A 16,328-nucleotide genomic window follows, 5' to 3' on the forward strand; every position below is an offset into this window, starting at 1 on the left:
CTTCAAGACTCCTTGGAAGGGCGTGCCAGGCGTTGGCCAAGAGCCAGCCGCCAGCGGGCGGGCAAATGCCCCAGCAGGCGCAGGACCAGCGTGAAGGACCATGGAAACGTAATGCCCAGCGGGCGCGCCGGCAGGCGTTGCGCGATATGGCGGGCGGCTCGTTGCGCCGACCAGCGCATGGGCATGGGGAAGTCGTTGCGTTGGGTCAGTGGCGTGTCGACGAAGCCGGGACTGACCAGGGTGACATCGATACCCTCGGCGGCCAGGTCGATGCGCAAGGATTCGATCAGATAACGCAACGCGGCCTTGGACGCTCCGTAGGCGCCGGCACGAGGCAAGGCCAGCCAGGTGACCGCGCTGCTCACCGCCACCAGATGTGGACGCTGGCCCCGGCGCAGCAAGGGCAAGGCGGCCTCCAGGCAACGGCAAGTACCCAGCAGGTTGGTGTTGATGAGCCGTTCGACCAGGTGGGTGTCGAAGTGGCCCGGCTCCAGGTATTCGCAGGTGCCGGCATTGAGGATCACCAGGTCGAGTGCCCCCCAATGAAGGTCAATCTGTTGGCAGATCGTGGCGACCTGATGCGGGTCGGTCAGGTCGCCCGGTAGCACCAATATCTGGTCTGGATAGCGCGTGGCCAATGTCTCCAGGGGTTGGCTGCGGCGCGCACTCACAGCCAGGCGATGCCCTTGTTCCAGAAGGACTGCCGCCAATGCTGCGCCAATGCCACTGCTGGCGCCGGTCAGCCAGACACGGCTCATGCCAACCTCCGCTTGAGCCAGCGAATCACCGATCCAAACAGCGGCAGATGTTCGTAGAGCAGGGCGCCGGCGTCGAAAAAATCTTGATGCAGGTAGATTCGATCATTCCAACGCAGATAACTGCAGCCTTGCAGCGCGATGGGCGCTCCTTGCGCCAGGCGAGGATGGCTGAAATGCAGGGTCCAGCGCAGGTAGCCCTCTCCGGGGCCGACCTCATCGAAGGCGTGGAAGTCATAGCGCAGGTTGCTGACGTTGGCGTACAACTGCGCAAAGTAAGTGCGCAGGGCCGGCAGGCCTTCGATCCGGTGCAAAGGGTCTTGGAACTGTATGTCGGCGCTGTAGAGCTCATCGAGCTCAGCCAGGCGACTGGCGTCCAGCTCGGCGAAAGCCTGGGCGAAACGCTGGAGGTAGACGGACATGCATAGGCTCCGATTGTTGTACAGGAAATGATTCCTGTACAAGTTTTCAGAAGCCTACTGCACGCCTTGTACAATTTAAAGAGTTTTGTACAAGTAATTTCACTATTTTGTACGACCCCAAGCGAAGCACGCGCTGGACACTGGGCGTCAAGCCCCGGCCAAGGTCGGATAATCCGTATAACCGCGCTCGTCGCCCTGGTAGAACGTCGATGCGTCAGGGGTGTTCAGCGCCTGGCCTCGTTTGAAACGCTCCACCAGGTCCGGGTTTGCCAAAAACGGCGTGCCGAATGCCACCAGGTCTGCTTCTCCACGGCTGATGGCAATGGCGGCGCGTTCGGCGCCGTAGCCGCCATTGGCAATGTACGTTCCGCCGAAGCGACGCTTGAGTTCCAGGAAGTCGAACGGGCCTTCGCCCAATTCCACGATGTGCAGGTAAGCCAAGCCATAGCGGCTGAGCATTCTGGCCGTGTAGTCGAATGTTGCTTGCGAGTTGCTGTCGCTCATCGAGAAGTAGCTGAAGATCGGCGACAGGCGAACGCCGACACGGCTGGCGCCGAAGACTTCGATCACTGACTCGACCACTTCCTTGAGCAAACGTGCACGGTTCTCGATCGAGCCGCCGTAGGCATCGGTACGTTGGTTGGTGCCGTCACGCAGGAACTGGTCGATCAAGTAGCCGTTGGCGCCATGAATCTCCACGCCGTCGAAGCCGGCCAGCTTCGCGTTGGCCGCGGCCTGGCGGAAGTCGGCCACCACACCGGGGATTTCATCGAGCTCCAGGGCCCGTGGCAGTTCATAGGGCTTGAGGCCTTCGGGGGTGTAGATCTCGCCATCGGCCTTGATTGCCGAGGGGGCTACGGGTTGGGCGCCGTTGACCTGCACCAAAGGATGGGAAAGACGGCCTACGTGCCAGAGCTGCAAGAATATCTGCCCGCCCTCGGCATGGACCGCGTCGGTCACCTGTTTCCAGCCGGTGATCTGCTCAGGGGTAAAGATCCCTGGCGTTCTCAGGTAACCCTTGCCCTGGGCCGACACCTGGGAGCCTTCGCTGATGATCAGGCCGGCGCTGGCGCGTTGGCTGTAGTACTCGGCCATCAAGGGCGTGGCGGCATCGCCAGCGCCTGCGCGGCTGCGGGTCATGGGCGCCATGATCATGCGGTTGTTCAGGGACAGCTTGCCGACCTGAGCATGGGACAGCAGAAGATCGAGACCAATGTCGGTCATGATTCACCTCTATGGGATTGGGTATGGATGGGATTGAGTCGAGGGTCGGCTAAGCCAACCGGCCCTCTTGTTGCAACAGGGCGCCGATGCGCTGGATTTCTTTCTCGCCTTTTTCCAGGGCGGCCTTGCTGGTGTGCACCGAGTAGTAGCCCATCACCAGGTCATGGGGATGCTTGATCGCCGAGCCGAGCACGAAGGAGGTCGCGTCCCGGGCAACGATGTCGATGGCCTCGCCGGACGCTTCGAATACCACCATTTCTCCGGCACTGACGTTGCCGCCGGCATCGAGGCTACCGTCGTTGACCGCCAGCCAGGCAACCGTGTGCCCGGCCGGTGGCGTGTAGCGCCAGTGCTCGTTGTCCTGCAACTGCACGGCGAGATAATTCATGCCCGCCGGGGAGGCGACGCTGCTGCGGGCTGCGCCGTATTGGCCGAGCAACACCAGCGCCGGACCTTCACGGGGGATTTCGGAGGGCGCCAGGTAGAGGCTGTGGGCCGGGGCATTTTCTTCTGCCGCCGGCAGTGCAACCCAGAGCTGGAAGCCTTGGATCGGCGAACCTGCGACCGGTCGGGCGGTGTGCCATACGCCGTTACCGGCTTGCATCCACTCCATGCCGCCGCTGGGCAGCGTGCCTGACTGGCCCGTGGTGTCTTCGTAGATCACCTGGCCCTCGATCATGTAGGTCAGCGTGGCGATCCCGGAATGCGGGTGCATACCGAAACCTCTTTGCATGCCATCGGCGTTGAAGGCGAAGTGATCGAGAAACACGAATGGCTTGCAGAGCTGGCCCAGGTCACCGGGGCTCATGAGCCGCGCAATCGGCCCATGACTGCTGCCCCAGGTGCGATGGACGATGGCGCGCGGCGGTGCTGCGACGATGCTGTTCATGGGGTTGCCTCCAAGTCTTGGGCGTTGAGCCTCGATGCGAGAAGGATAGGTGCCTGCCAATAGATTGATTAGCCGATACAATCGGATTGAACTCATCCATAAAACGAAGGAATGTCGGCGCCATGCTCGATCTCAACGATGTTGCGCTGTTTGTCCAGGTGGTCCGTAGCGGCAGCTTCGCCGAAGCCGCCAGGCGCTTGGGCATGCCTTCCAACACTGTCAGCCGACGGGTTCAGCAGTTGGAGGCGCAACTGGAATCGCGACTTTTGCAGCGCTCGACCCGCAAACTCACGCTGACCCATGCGGGCCAGGGGTTTTATGAGCGCTGCGTGGATGCAGTGGACGGCCTGATGGACGCCGGACAGGAACTGATGATGGGCAGCGAGGAGCCCAGCGGCCTGGTGCGCATCGCGGCGATGGCGGACTTTTTCGATTTCTTCCCGATGGAATGGGTGGCCGACTTTTTAGCCGCGCATCCGCGAGTGCAACTTGATTTCGTGCTCAGCGATGCCCGGGTCGATCTGATTGCCGACCGCATTGACGTTGCCTTTCGCGGCGGTCCCCTGCAGGACTCGGGGTATGTCGGTCGCCAACTGCTCAAGAACGACGGTGACGGCATGGTTGCCAGCCCCGCGTACATTGCCGCGCGCGGCGCACCGCTTTCGTTGCAGGATCTGGCCCACCACGACGGCGTGAGTTTCGCTCATCCCGGCGGCATGACCCATTGGCGATTCGTCGGCCCGGACGGCATCGAGGAACAGGTGCAGATCGCCAGCCGATTCCACGCCAACACCGCCCAGGCGTTGCGCAGGGCGACTGTCGCCGGCTTGGGCATCGCCGTGTTGCCGGGGGCGCTGAGCAGCCTCGATCTGGAAGCCGGGAGGCTGGTGCGCGTGCTGCCGCAATACCAACGCACCGGCTTTGGCCTGAATGTGCTCTATCCGAGCCGGCGGCAGTTGCCTCTGGCGGTTTCGGTGTTCATCGGGTTGGTGATGGAGAAGCTGGAACTCAAGGCGTTTCCGGCGCGGATGCAGTGAGTGATCCATTCAGGCCGGTGTCGTGGCGGGATAAGCATTGTGTGCCGCACTTCCCTTTGTGGCGAGAGGATGTGCCTTGCTCCCGTGATCATCACATCCGCGCAGTAGCCCATTTTTTTCCTTCCCTGCAACGATAAAAACCCTCGTTTCGCAAATCTCCCCCCGCCAACACAATCGCCTCGACACCTGATCTCGATAGCTGCAAGCGCCGAACAACAAAAAACCGAACCCGAGGCGGCGCCATGTCCGCCTGAACCAAACCTACTGCCGGAAGTGCACAGACATGCCCGTTGAAACCCTACGCATCGATACGCTTGTTATAGGCGCCGGCCAGGCCGGCGTGGCCATGAGTGAGCACTTGAGCAGGCAAGGCGTGCCGCATCTGGTGGTGGAGCGAAGCCGCATCGCCGAAGCCTGGCGCACCTCACGTTGGGATTCGCTGGTGGCCAACGGGCCGGCCTGGCATGACCGTTTTCCGGGGCTGGAATTCGAAGGGCTCGACCCGGATGCCTTCGCGACAAAGGACCAGGTGGCCGATTATTTCGAAGCCTACGCCAGCAAGTTCAACGCACCGATCCGTACCGGCGTGGACGTCAGGCGCGTCGAGCGCAATGTCGGCCGTCCGGGTTTCACCGTGGACACCTCTGAAGGCCTGATCGAGGCGATCCATGTCGTCGTCGCCACCGGGCCTTTCCAGCGGCCGGTGATTCCACCGATTGCGCCGCAGAGGGCGACGGTCACCCAGCTGCACTCGGCCCAGTACCGCAATCCCCCGCAATTGCCCGAGGGGGCGGTGCTGGTGGTGGGCGCCGGGTCGTCGGGGGTGCAGATCGCCGATGAACTGCGGCGCGCCGGCAAGCAGGTCTATCTCTCGGTGGGGGCCCACGATCGTCCGCCACGGGCCTATCGCAACCGCGATTTCTGCTGGTGGCTGGGCGTGCTGGGCGAGTGGGATGCGGAGGCGGTCCAGCCTGGCAAGGAGCACGTCACCATCGCGGTGAGCGGTGCCCGTGGCGGCCATACCGTGGATTTCCGCAGGCTCGCCCACGAGGGCATCACCCTGGTGGGGCTGACGAAATCGTTCAACGGCGGCGTGGTGACCTTTGAACCGAATCTTGCCGAAAACATCGCCCGTGGCGACGAGAACTACCTGGCGCTGCTGGATGCCGCCGATGCCTACATTGCCCGCAATGGCCTGGACCTGCCGCTCGAACCTCAAGCCCGCGACCTGCTGCCCGACCCGCAATGCCTGACCCAGCCGATCCTGGAGCTGGACCTGGTCGCCGCCGGTGTGACCAGCGTCATCTGGGCCACCGGCTATTCGGTGGATTACAGCTGGCTGAAGGTCGACGCCCTCGGTGCCAACGGCAAGCCTCGGCATCAGCGTGGCGTATCGAGCGAACCGGGCCTGTACTTCGTCGGCTTGCCCTGGTTGTCGCGACGAGGCTCGGCGTTCATCTGGGGCGTGTGGCATGACGCCCGGCATATTGCCGACCACATCGTGAAGCAACGCATTTACCTCGCCTACCAAGATGCCGACCAGCGCCAGGCCCTTGCACTCGACAGCGATTCGTATCGTTCGAAAACCAGTCTCACGGGAGTCCGTTGATGCCTACTCACACACGTATTCGCATGTTCAACACCAAGGACACCTACCCGAACCAGACCCTGGACAACGATCTGTGCCAGGCCGTGCGCGCCGGCAACACGGTCTATGTGCGCGGCCAGGTCGGCACTGATTTCAACGGTCAACTGGTGGGCCTGGGCGATCCTCGCGCCCAGGCCGAGCAGGCCATGCGCAACGTCAAGCAACTGCTGGAAGAGGCCGGCAGCGACCTGAGCCATATCGTCAAGACCACGACTTACTTGATCGACCCGCGTTACCGCGAGCCGGTGTACCAGGAGGTCGGCAAGTGGCTCAAGGGTGTGTTTCCGATCTCCACCGGGTTGGTGGTCAGTGCCCTGGGCCAGCCGCAGTGGCTGATGGAAATCGACGTGATCGCGGTGATCCCTGAATAAGGAGCAGAGCATGACTTTTTCCATCGTTGGGCGCTGCGCCGAAACCGGCCAGTTGGGCATCGCCATCAGTTCCTCGAGCATTGCCGTCGGCGCCCGTTGCCCCTGGTTGCGCGCGGGTGTCGGCGCGGTGTCGAGCCAGAACATTACCCTGCCGGCCCTGGGGCCGCAGATTCTTGATGAACTGGCCGGCGGCCTGGCGGCGCAAGCGGCGCTGGAGCGGACCCTGGCGCGCAATGGCTACAGCCAGTATCGCCAGGTGGCGGTGATCGATGCCGAGGGGCGCACGGCGATTTTCAGTGGCGAGCATACCCTGGGCACCCACAACGCCGTGGCCGGTGAGCAATGTGTGGCGGCCGGCAATCTGTTGGCCGACCGTGCGGTGATCGAGGCGATGGTCGCGGCCTTCGAGCATAGCGGCGGTTGCCTTGCAGCCCGCTTGATGAGCGCGTTGCAGGCCGGGCAGGCGGCAGGCGGGGAGGCCGGCGCGGTGCACTCGGCGGCGCTGTCGGTGGTCGATGACCTGACCTGGCCCATCGTCGATTTGCGGGTGGACTGGGCTGAGGAAAACCCCATCGGCGAACTGGACAAGCTTTGGCTCGCCTATCAGCCGCAATTGCAGGATTACCTGACCCGCGCGCTCAACCCGACCCTGGCGCCCAGTTATGGAGTGCCGGGCGATGAGTGAGCCGCGCAGCCGCGCCCTGCTTGAGCGGTTGGTGGGCTTTGCCACGGTCAGTCGCGAGTCGAACCTGGCCCTGATCGAGTTCGTGCGCGATTACTTGCAAGGGTTGGGCGTGGATAGCGAGCTGATCTACAACGCCGAGCGAACCAAGGCCAACCTGCTGGCGAGCATGGGCCCATCGGTGCCCGGTGGCGTGGTGTTGTCCGGGCACACCGATGTGGTGCCGGTGGATGGGCAGGCCTGGACGGTCGAGCCGTTCTGCCTGACCGAGAGGGACGGCAAATGGTTCGGGCGTGGTACGGCGGACATGAAGGGGTATCTGGCATCGGTGTTGGCAGCGGTGCCGACGTTCCTCGCCAGCGGGCTTTGTCGACCGCTGCACCTGGCGTTTTCCTATGACGAAGAGGTGGGCTGCCTGGGCGTTCACAGCCTGTTGGACGTGATGGTTCGGCGAATTCCCCAACCAGCCCTGTGCCTGATTGGCGAACCCACCCAACTCCAACCGGTGCTGGGACACAAAGGCAAGCTGGCGATGCGTTGTCATGTGCGAGGGGCGGCCTGTCATTCGGCCTATGCACCTTACGGGGTCAACGCCATCGAGCAGGCGGCGCGCCTGATGGGGCGCTTGGGCGAGATCGGTGCACAGCTGGCCGAACCATCGCGGCATGACTCGCGCTTCGATCCGCCGTTTTCCACGGTACAGGTCGGGCTGATCCACGGCGGCACGGCGCTGAACATTGTCCCGGCCGATTGCCATTTCGATTTCGAAGTACGCGCCTTGCCGGATTTCAATCCCCAGGGGGTGGCCGAGCAATTGCAGGACTTTGCCGAACAGGCACTGCTGCCGGCGATGCAGGCGGTGGCGGGGGATACGGCGATCCGTTTTGAACCACTGTCCGCCTACCCGGGCCTGGCCACTTCGCCCGACAGCGCTGCTGCACAACTGGTTGCGCACCTGTGCGGCAGTGACGCGTTCAGCACCGTCGCTTTCGGCACCGAAGGCGGCCTGTTTCACCAGGCCGGCGTGCCAACGGTGGTCTGTGGCCCAGGCAGCATGGACCAGGGGCACAAGCCCGACGAATACGTGAGCGTTGAACAAATGGCCGCCTGCGATCGCTTGATGGATCGGTTGGCGAGCTATCTCGCTGAACCCACTGGCCTGTGACCACGAGGTGTCCAAGGTGAACGATTTCAATATCAGGAAAATCCTGGCGGCCAGTCATGCCGACATCAACGAATGGGCCGACAAGAGCCTTATTGCTGTAGACCACACCGCCCGCGCTTACGGCCACCCTTGAGTCCCGTCGCCGGCTCGTGCGGGCGAGCCGGCATTTTCGAGGAACCGCTTCATGTCCAGATCCTTGCGTTGCAATATTGCGTGTGCGTTGGCGTTGTTGAGTTCCAGCGTCATGGCCGCGCCCCAGAGCTTGACCGTGATTTCCTTTGGCGGCGCCACCAAACAGGCCCAGGACAAGGCCTACTTTCAACCCTTCAACGCCAGCGGTGCAGGAAGCATCGTGGCCGGCGAATACAACGGGGAACTGTCGAAGATCAAGGCCATGGTCGCGGCCGGTCACACCAGTTGGGACGTGGTCGAAGTGGAAAGCCCCGAGTTGCTGCGAGGCTGTGAGGAAGGCTTGTTCGAAAAGCTTGACCTGGCAGGCCTTGGCGACCCGGCCAACTACGTGCCCGGCGCATTCAATGAGTGTGGCGTCGCCACTTACGTCTGGTCGATGGTCCTGGCCTATGACCAGAGCAAACTCGCCAAGGCGCCCAGCTCCTGGGCGGACTTCTGGAACGTTGCCCAGTACCCGGGCAAGCGCGGGCTGCGCAAAGGGGCCAAGTACACCTTGGAAATTGCCTTGCTGGCCGATGGGGTCAAGTCGCAGGACTTGTACAAGGTGTTGAATACACCGGAGGGCGTGTCCCGGGCCTTCGCCAAACTGGATCAGATCAAGCCGAATATCCAATGGTGGGAAGCCGGCGCCCAACCGGCGCAATGGCTGGTGGCGGGGGATGTGGCGATGAGTGCCGCCTATAACGGGCGCATCGCGTCGGCGCAAAAAGAAGGCATGAAGCTGAGCATTGTCTGGCCGCAGAGCCTGTACGACCCGGAGTACTGGGCCGTGGTCAAGGGCACGCCGAACAAGGCCCTGGCCGAGCAGTTCATTGCATTCGCCAGCCAGCCGCAGACCCAGAAGGTGTTTTCAGAAAACATCCCCTATGGGCCGGTGCACCGCAAGGCACTCGCCTTGTTGCCGACGGCGGTACAGGAACAATTGCCCACCGCCGAGGCCAACCTGGCTGAAGCGCAAGCCGTGGATGCGGAGTTCTGGGTTGACCATGGCGAGGAACTGGAGCAACGCTTCAACGCCTGGGCGGCTCGCTAGCCACCGAACCGCTCTTGTGGCGCGGGAGCCCGCTCGCGCCGGGGGCGCAGAAGCTGTGTAGCTGTGTAGGAGCTGGCGAAGCCTGCGATCTTTTGATCTTGATCTTGATCTTGATCTTGATCTTGATCTTGATCTTGATCTTGATCTTGATCTTGATCTTGATCTTGATCTTGATCTTGATCTTGATCTTGATCTTGATCTTGATCTTGATCTTGATCTTGATCTTGATCTTTCGCTTGGGATTCAAGTGTTAGGGGAAAGATCGCAGCCTCGTTGCACTCGACAGCTCCTACACGGCTCCTACACAGCTCCTACACAGCTTCACATAGTTCCTACATAGCTCCTACATAGCTCCTACAGGGCGCGGCGCGAGCTGGCTCCTTCGCCGCAGGGTTTGGTGTTTGAGTGGGCGTCAGGCCAGCCATTGCCTGAACTGCTCCTTGCAGTAATCCACGAACAACTGGGCCGGTTTGGTCAGGTGCGTGCGTTTGAGCCAACCCGCCACGAGGGCCGAACCGGTCACGTCCTCGGCGATGTCGACGCACACCAGGTGTTGCCCATCGTAGGTGCAGGTGGAGTGCGGTCGGGTTACCAGCACGGCAAAACCGAAAGACTGGCCGACCATGCCACGGACCATCTCGATGGACGGCGAGCTGAAGACAATGTTGGGCGTCAGGCCCAGCTCCTCGAAGATGCTCACGAAATAGGTGCGGCTGGGCTGCACGTCCAGCAGGATCATCGGTTCCAGCGCCAGGTCGCGCAGCGACACCTGGGCTTGATCGGCGAAGCGATGCCCCGCCGGCAATAACGCATAGGGCCGTTGTGGCGCCGTCAGCGCCTCGGTCTCGATGGTGCTGTCGAGGTCGTGCTCATAGAAAATCGCCAGGTCGAAACGCCCCCCCGTCAAACCTTGCACCAGCTCTTGTTGCTCGCCATCCTGCACGCGGATCTCCACCCCCGGGAAGCGTTGGCGAAAGCCCGCGATCAGGCGTGGCAGGTAGAGCGGGGCGACGGTTTCGAAGCAACCGATGTCGATCTGTCCGCTCACCACATCGTTATCGGCCAGGGCGTTCTGCTCGAACTCCCGGGCCATGCGCAACAGCTCCTGGGCCTTGCGATAGAAGCGCGCGCCGCCGGGCGTCAACGATACGCCCTGGGCATGATGACGGATGAGCAATTGCACGCCGAAGCTGTCCTCCAGCCCTTTGATGGCGGTGGCAATCGATGGCTGGGCGATGTACAGCTTGCGGGATGCCTCGGCGACGCTGCCACATTCGACGGTGGTGACGAAGTATTTCAGCTGACGCAGGGAATAGGACGCCACGGCACACCTCGATCCGGATGGTTTCTACCTACCATACCTTGTGCACGTGGAGGCAGGGGGCGGGTATTGATACGGATTTTGCTGGGCAGTGACGATATTCAGACTGGCTTGGGTGGACGCCTGGGCAAAAAAGACGCCCGCCCAAGGAACACTGGCAGGCGTCTGGGAAAACCGGCGCAGAAAGGAGGGGGCTGGCCGGGGTAGGGAACGGGAGTCAGGCCACCGGAATCAACGGGTCGGCTGCGGCGAGGGCGGTCGCGCGATCAGCGACCGGCGGGTAGATCCACACCGTGTTGATCTGGGTCTTGAGTTCCTTGGCTTCTTGCCCGACCAGCTTGAGCTGGCGATCCCACCCTTCGGTATACACCGCGCCCCAGGCGCCCAGGTCCAGGCAGGTCACGTACTTGGGTTGGCTGTAGGGCATCGGCGCCACGCCCAGCAAGTCGGCCGCGACGTTGTTGCCGGCATAGCGACCCAGGGCGATGGCGTGTTGGCAGGACATCGCTGCGTAATTGCCCAAGGTATCGGTGGCGGCATAGGCCACGTCGCCGGCGGCGAATATGTCGTTTTGTCCCAACACTTTCAAATGACCGTCGACGTGCAGGCGACCCTGGCGATCACGCGTGCCCGGCACATGCTGGGTCAACGGGCTGGCACAGAAGCCCACGGTCCAGATCACGGTATGGGACTCGATACGCTGGCCGCCCGACAGGGTGACGCCACCGGCATCGACCGATTCGACCGAGGCGTTGAGGATCCACTCGATACCCAGGTGCTCGGACGCTTCGACAATGGAGGGACGAATGCCGTCGCCCAACGCTGCGCCGATCTGTGGCCCGCGATCCACGACGATGACCCGGATGTTCGCGTCATCGCCGAGGACAGCGCGCAGGCGTGCGGGCATCTCGGTAGCGGTTTCGATCCCGGTAAAGCCTCCACCGGCCACCACCACGGTGTTGCGGGCCGGGCTGTCCGGCAGCTTCTCCAGGGACCTGATATGGGCTTCGAGGCGGGCTGCCTGTTCGATTTCATCAACGTCGAAGGCATGCTCGATCATGCCTTCAAGGTCGGGGCGAACCAGTTGGCTGCCTGCCGCGAGTACCAGGCGGTCGTAGCCCAGGGTGCCCTGGGTACCGGATACGTCCACATAGCCAACCTGCTTACTGTTGACGTCGATGCTGTTCGCCGAGCCTTGTACGAATTGCACGCCCACCGCATCGAACAGGCCACCCAGCGGCGCGGCCATGGTGTGGACGTCCGGCTCATAGAAACGAGGTCGGATACGCAGCTCGGCCTGGGGGGCCAGGACGCTGATCTGCACGTCATTGCGATCGTGTTGGTCCAACAGCCGGGCCGCGCTCAATGCGCTCCAGACCCCGCCGAAACCTGCGCCAACAACCAGAATATGTTGTTTCATGATGAGCTCCCGAAGACAAAATCGATACGTTGAATTGTTTAACTGCTTCAGCGTGACCGTATCGCGAAGTACTCCAAAAGCGCCTGGCTTCAATGAATTGACATTGAGCACATTCAGTTTCGGTTCGCTGAAATAAATCTTATTGGTTGGGCCCGTGTTTAACACTTCTACATAAGGTCATCGGACCTATGCCTGGGTAGGGGTGTTCTATACGAAGGTATGAGGGGACGACGCAGTCAAGCAGCCCCGGCCATTACCGATTCAATACAGGCAATCAATTCAGCGCAGTCGAACGGTTTCGGAAAAAATGCCACCGGCTCGGGCGTAGCAGCGCTGACACGGGGCGGCACGCCTGGGTATCCGGTAATGAATATGATCGGGATATGAACACCCTGGGTCGACAGGTGATCGTACATCTGAATACCCGTCATGCCCGGCATTTGTATATCCGAGATCAGGCATGCTGTGTTTTGAAGTTCGCAGGAAGATAAAAAGTCCAAGGCGCTGGCGTATGTTCTAACCCGATATCCGTGGGCGCGTAACAAGCCATCGAGGGCAATTCGAACGGATTCATCGTCATCAATAATTGAAATAATTGCGGTATTGGACATGTCGATACCTGGAGGTGATATCGGATAGCCATAAAGGCGCCCGTTATCAGTGCAAGATACGCCCTCCAATGGTCCCGCCAAGTATACGTGTGTATGAACTTTCTACTGTTCGCCAAGCAATTCCAGCACTTGGGCCATGCGCACCAGATCAGCAAACGAACGCGCGCACATTTTGCGCATGGCTTGGCCGCGGTGAATCTTGACCGTGATTTCACTCAGGCCTATTTCCCCGGCGATCTGCTTGTTCATCAGGCCCGACACCGCCAGCGCCATGACCTGCTGCTCCCGAGGCGTCAATGTGGCGTAGCGACCGATCAGTTGCTGATGGCTGCGTTCGGACTCGCGCCGCAGCCGATCCAGGTGATGGGCAGCGGCGACGGCATCGATCAGGTCCTGCTCGCGGAACGGTTTGGCGAGGAAATCCACGGCACCGGCCTTCATTGCCCGCACGGTCATGGCGATGTCCCCATGACCGGTCATGAACACGATCGGCAAGTGGACGTTGGCCGCGGTCAGTTCGCGTTGGCAATCCAGGCCGCTGGTGCCTTGCAGCCGTACATCCAATACCAGGCAACTGGGCAGGTCGAGCCTTGGATGGTTCATGAACTGCGCAACCGAACCGAACAGATGGACTTGCAGGCCGATGGAACGTAGCAGGCTGCCGAGGGATTGGCGCAGCGGTGCGTCATCGTCGACGATGTAGACAACGGGCTCGGTGCCGATGACCGGGTTGCTGGTGTGTTTGGGGTTCATTGGACGTTCCCCGCCAGGGCGGTGCAAGCGAGCAGCGGCAGGGCGAACCTGAATGAGGTGCCCTGGCCGGCCTCGCTGGTCGCCCAGATCCTGCCTTCATGGAAGTCGATGATCGACCGGCAGATGGAAAGGCCCATGCCCAGGCCGTTCTCCTTGGTGGTAAAAAACGCATTGAACAAGGACGGCAGGATCTCGGGTGCAATGCCGGTTCCATGGTCAGTCACCTCCAGCAACGCTTGATCATCCTCCGTCCAGGTGCGTATGTGCAGGATTCGTTCGTGTACCTTGACCTCGTCCATGGCGTGGCAGGCATTGATGATCAGGTTGATGATCACTTGCTGCAATTGCACCCGGTCTGCGTTGACCGGGCCGCCGGCCGCTGCCAGGTCCACCTTCGCCCGCACTTTATGATGAGTCATTTGTTGCTGGACCAGGCTCAGGGTCTCACTGACGATATCGTCCAGTCGCTCGGGTTGGCGCAATGGATCGCACTTGCGCGACAGCGCCCTGATACCGCTGATGACCTCGCTGGCACGACAGCCGTTGGTGACGATCCGGTCAAGGCAATCCAGCGCTTCCCCGAGATCGGGCTCCGGACGCTTGAGCCACCGGCGGCAGGCCTCGCCGCTGCTGGTGATGGCCGTCAGCGGCTGGTTGACCTCGTGGGCAATGGACGCGGCCATTTCCCCTAGGGAGGTCAAGCGAGTGACATGGGCCAGTTGGCTCTGGGCGCGGAACAACGCTTCTTCGGCCTGCTTGCTGGCGGTAATGTCCATGAGTGCGCCCAGGTACTGGAAACGGCCATGCTGCAGGAGCAGGGGACTGGCGATCATGTGGATATGCTTGATACGCCCATCAGGCATCAGCAGGCGCAGCTTGACCTCGATCTGCGGTTCGCCGACGGCGGCCTGCTGGAAAACTTGGCGTGCCGACTCCAGGTCTTCGGGGTGGATGCGCTCCAGCATCATCGACACCGTCGGTGGTTTGTTGGGCGGGTATTCGAAGATCCGTGCCGACTCCTCCGACCAGGACATTTGCTGCCGATCACCGTGAAAGCCCACGCTGCCGGTCTGGCTCAGGCGCTGGGCACCGATCAGATAGGCCTCGTTTTGCCGCAGGCTGTCGGAGGCCTGCTTACTGCGCAGCGCCAGGAAGGCGATGGCCGACAATGCGGTCAGGCAGCGGAAGAACCCGGTGGTCGTGTCCCAGCGGTAATAGCCACCGTTGTACAAGAATGTCGCGGTGAGCAAGAGCATGCACATCAGCGCGACGGTGATCACCAGGTTGATCGAAAACAGGTTGGCTGCCATCAACAACAAGGTGATGTACAGCAGGGTCGGGGCCAGGTCGGAATGGGTTTCGGAATTGATGATGAGAATGCCGCAGGCCACCACCAATCCCACCGCCCAGCCCAAGACGTTGACCAGCGGGTTGGCGCTGATGCCCATGGACGGTCGGCCCCCCCGCTGGCTTGGGGTGTATCGCAGGCTGTCATAGACATTCTTGAGCATCGCGGAGGGTAGGGGCACGCTGGCAGACCTTTTGTTTTTACTGGGTCTCGCTCTGGGATGTCGGGGAAACAGAGCATCGGTTCGTATCTTAGAAGCGCACCTTTGCCTGAGGTAGGACATAAAACCCTGAAATCGCGCCAAGTCGCACCGACACATCCTTTGTGGCGAGGGTATATACCGAAGTATCGATGACGCCGCCCAAAGGGTGAGTCAAGTGTCCCCACGTACGACAGACATGGGGCCGCCTCGGGGATTACGCTTTCAACACCTCGTCGCCGTGGCCTTGATGAAGGGCGCAGGCGATGATTTTGTTCACCCCTGACTCAATGGCCTGGCGCCTGAGGCGATGACTATGATGAACAGAAATGACCTGCGTCGTGCTGACATCAATTTGCTGGTGGTCTTCGAAACCATGATGCACGAGCAAAACGTTACCCGCGTCAGCGAAAAGCTGTTTCTCGGCCAGCCCACGATCAGCAGTGCCCTGGCGCGCTTGCGGTTGATGTTCGACGATCCGTTGTTCATCCGTTCGGGGCGGCTGATGGAACCGACCTCCCGGGCCCAGGAAATCTTTTCCAATCTGTCTCCGGCACTGGACGGCATCGCCGCCGCCTTGAGCCAGTGCCAGGCGTTCGAGCCGGCCACCAGCGAGGCGACCTTCCATATCGGGCTGTGCGATGACGTCGAGTACGCGCTGCTGCCGCAACTGCTGCGACGCCTGCGGGTCGAGGCCCCTGGCACCACATTGGTGGTGCGCCGGGCCGATCAATGGCAGTTGTCCCAGCTGTTGGGCAGCGGGGAGATTTCCCTGGGAATCAGCCCGACCTTGGAACTGCCGGCCAATGCCCGGCGCAAGACACTGCGGCCGATTCGACCGATGCTGTTGCGCGCCGATTCGCAGCCCGGTGAACTGACCCTGGACGAATTCTGCCGTCGGCCCCATGCAATGGTGTCGTCCATGGGCAATGTCATCGATGACTCGGACCGCGCGTTATGCCTGATGGGCCGACAGCGCCGGGTGGTGTTGAGCGTGCCGCAGTTCAGCGCCTTGCCTGTGCTCTTGGCCCAGAGCGATATGATCGCCATCGTGCCGGATTACGTCGCCCAGGCCATGTCGGTGGCGACAGGCATGAGGGCGCAAGCGGCACCGATCTGCTTGCCCGAGCACGAGCTTTCCATGGCCTGGCGCGGCGCCTCGCACAATGATCCCGGGGAGCGGTGGCTGCGTTCGCGTTGCAGCGCGTTCCTGGCCGAGCAGGCCGACCCGCAGGAGCGTTCCAGGCGAGTGGCCTGA

At 61.8% G+C, this 16,328-nt stretch carries 17 protein-coding genes; 7 read left to right on the forward strand and 10 right to left on the reverse strand.

From position 1 onward, the window contains the following. Positions 1 to 2: 2 nt before the first annotated feature. The 4 genes from GFU70_RS12525 to GFU70_RS12540 form a co-directional block, all read right to left on the reverse strand. On the reverse strand, positions 3 to 758 hold the full coding sequence (locus tag GFU70_RS12525) for an SDR family NAD(P)-dependent oxidoreductase (RefSeq protein ID WP_058544433.1): 756 nt from the start codon (positions 756 to 758) through the stop codon (positions 3 to 5). Continuing rightward, complete coding sequence (locus tag GFU70_RS12530; protein ID WP_153388132.1) at positions 755 to 1,177, reverse strand: nuclear transport factor 2 family protein; 423 nt, start codon at positions 1,175 to 1,177, stop codon at positions 755 to 757. Before GFU70_RS12530 ends, GFU70_RS12525 begins: the two co-directional genes overlap by 4 nt. 147 nt (positions 1,178 to 1,324) lie before the next feature. Beyond that, positions 1,325 to 2,401, reverse strand: a complete 1,077-nt coding sequence (locus GFU70_RS12535) for an alkene reductase (protein ID WP_153388133.1) — start codon at positions 2,399 to 2,401, stop codon at positions 1,325 to 1,327. A gap of 49 nt (positions 2,402 to 2,450) precedes the next feature. Beyond that, complete coding sequence (locus tag GFU70_RS12540; RefSeq protein ID WP_153388134.1) at positions 2,451 to 3,290, reverse strand: pirin family protein; 840 nt, start codon at positions 3,288 to 3,290, stop codon at positions 2,451 to 2,453. 122 nt (positions 3,291 to 3,412) lie between these two features. Between GFU70_RS12540 and GFU70_RS12545 the strand changes: the two genes are divergently transcribed. The 6 genes from GFU70_RS12545 (at position 3,413) to GFU70_RS12570 (ending at position 9,418) form a co-directional block, all read left to right on the forward strand. Then, positions 3,413 to 4,327 carry a LysR family transcriptional regulator gene (locus GFU70_RS12545; protein ID WP_153388135.1) on the forward strand — a complete coding sequence of 305 codons (915 nt, stop codon included), beginning with the start codon at positions 3,413 to 3,415 and terminating at the stop codon, positions 4,325 to 4,327. 283 nt (positions 4,328 to 4,610) lie between these two features. Then, a complete protein-coding gene (locus GFU70_RS12550; RefSeq protein ID WP_153388136.1) occupies positions 4,611 to 5,936 on the forward strand; it encodes a flavin-containing monooxygenase in 1,326 nt (441 codons plus the stop codon). Next, a complete protein-coding gene (locus tag GFU70_RS12555; RefSeq protein ID WP_003201555.1) occupies positions 5,936 to 6,346 on the forward strand; it encodes a RidA family protein in 411 nt (136 codons plus the stop codon). Before GFU70_RS12550 ends, GFU70_RS12555 begins: the two co-directional genes overlap by 1 nt. A gap of 10 nt (positions 6,347 to 6,356) precedes the next feature. Beyond that, entirely contained in the window at positions 6,357 to 7,031 is a 675-nt protein-coding gene (locus GFU70_RS12560; protein WP_116642351.1) for a DUF1028 domain-containing protein, read from the forward strand. Beyond that, positions 7,024 to 8,193 carry an acetylornithine deacetylase gene (gene argE, locus GFU70_RS12565; RefSeq protein WP_153388137.1) on the forward strand — a complete coding sequence of 390 codons (1,170 nt, stop codon included), beginning with the start codon at positions 7,024 to 7,026 and terminating at the stop codon, positions 8,191 to 8,193. Before GFU70_RS12560 ends, argE begins: the two co-directional genes overlap by 8 nt. A 244-nt stretch (positions 8,194 to 8,437) precedes the next feature. Continuing rightward, positions 8,438 to 9,418, forward strand: coding sequence for an ABC transporter substrate-binding protein (locus tag GFU70_RS12570; RefSeq protein ID WP_413468856.1), 981 nt, complete (start codon positions 8,438 to 8,440; stop codon positions 9,416 to 9,418). Here GFU70_RS12570 and GFU70_RS12575 read toward each other — a convergent pair. The 6 genes from GFU70_RS12575 to GFU70_RS12600 form a co-directional block, all read right to left on the reverse strand. Further along, entirely contained in the window at positions 9,396 to 9,665 is a 270-nt protein-coding gene (locus tag GFU70_RS12575; RefSeq protein WP_193034291.1) for a hypothetical protein, read from the reverse strand. The two genes, GFU70_RS12570 and GFU70_RS12575, sit on opposite strands and share 23 nt — an antisense overlap. 165 nt (positions 9,666 to 9,830) lie before the next feature. Further along, on the reverse strand, positions 9,831 to 10,742 hold the full coding sequence (locus GFU70_RS12580) for a LysR substrate-binding domain-containing protein (RefSeq protein WP_003201562.1): 912 nt from the start codon (positions 10,740 to 10,742) through the stop codon (positions 9,831 to 9,833). A 214-nt stretch (positions 10,743 to 10,956) separates the two neighbouring features. Then, on the reverse strand, positions 10,957 to 12,159 hold the full coding sequence (locus GFU70_RS12585; RefSeq protein WP_116642348.1) for an NAD(P)/FAD-dependent oxidoreductase: 1,203 nt from the start codon (positions 12,157 to 12,159) through the stop codon (positions 10,957 to 10,959). 236 nt (positions 12,160 to 12,395) lie between these two features. Then, complete coding sequence (locus GFU70_RS12590) at positions 12,396 to 12,770, reverse strand: response regulator transcription factor (RefSeq protein ID WP_153388139.1); 375 nt, start codon at positions 12,768 to 12,770, stop codon at positions 12,396 to 12,398. A 102-nt stretch (positions 12,771 to 12,872) separates the two neighbouring features. Continuing rightward, positions 12,873 to 13,523, reverse strand: coding sequence for a response regulator transcription factor (locus tag GFU70_RS12595; RefSeq protein WP_153388140.1), 651 nt, complete (start codon positions 13,521 to 13,523; stop codon positions 12,873 to 12,875). Continuing rightward, complete coding sequence (locus tag GFU70_RS12600; RefSeq protein WP_153389165.1) at positions 13,520 to 14,971, reverse strand: sensor histidine kinase; 1,452 nt, start codon at positions 14,969 to 14,971, stop codon at positions 13,520 to 13,522. Before GFU70_RS12600 ends, GFU70_RS12595 begins: the two co-directional genes overlap by 4 nt. A gap of 415 nt (positions 14,972 to 15,386) precedes the next feature. Between GFU70_RS12600 and GFU70_RS12605 the strand changes: the two genes are divergently transcribed. Next, positions 15,387 to 16,328, forward strand: coding sequence for a LysR family transcriptional regulator (locus GFU70_RS12605; protein ID WP_058544424.1), 942 nt, complete (start codon positions 15,387 to 15,389; stop codon positions 16,326 to 16,328).

Origin of the sequence: Pseudomonas brassicacearum, assembly GCF_009601685.2 — a bacterium.
Lineage (GTDB): Bacteria > Pseudomonadota > Gammaproteobacteria > Pseudomonadales > Pseudomonadaceae > Aquipseudomonas > Aquipseudomonas kilonensis_B.